Source organism: Photorhabdus sp. RM71S (genome assembly GCF_042879355.1).
Lineage (GTDB): Bacteria > Pseudomonadota > Gammaproteobacteria > Enterobacterales > Enterobacteriaceae > Photorhabdus > Photorhabdus kayaii.
The window spans coordinates 1-213 of sequence record NZ_JBHFKV010000374.1; the positions used below are offsets into that span (position 1 = coordinate 1).

Genomic DNA, 213 nt, shown 5'->3' on the forward strand with positions numbered 1-213 from the left:
CCCTGCGCACGGACTGCCTCCCTACCATCGGCGTGCCCGGCGGTAAATGCCGCCCGCCCGGCGCTGAACTTCGGCGTTCTCTGTCACAATCGTTGCCGGTCAGCCGCCATTCAACATAATGTGGCATTAAGCGCAATGGGCCTGAACGGCCCGCCACGCTTAACGGAACATTATGTCGGCGCCGCCCACCCAAGGGCGCTGCGCGGTTACCTT

At 63.8% G+C, this 213-nt stretch carries 1 protein-coding gene; it reads right to left on the reverse strand.

All coding sequences use genetic code 11. The annotated features are described in order from the left end of the window. The coding region (locus ACGF5R_RS25240) for a hypothetical protein (protein WP_387693402.1) at nucleotides 1-213 on the reverse strand (213 nt) is incomplete at both ends.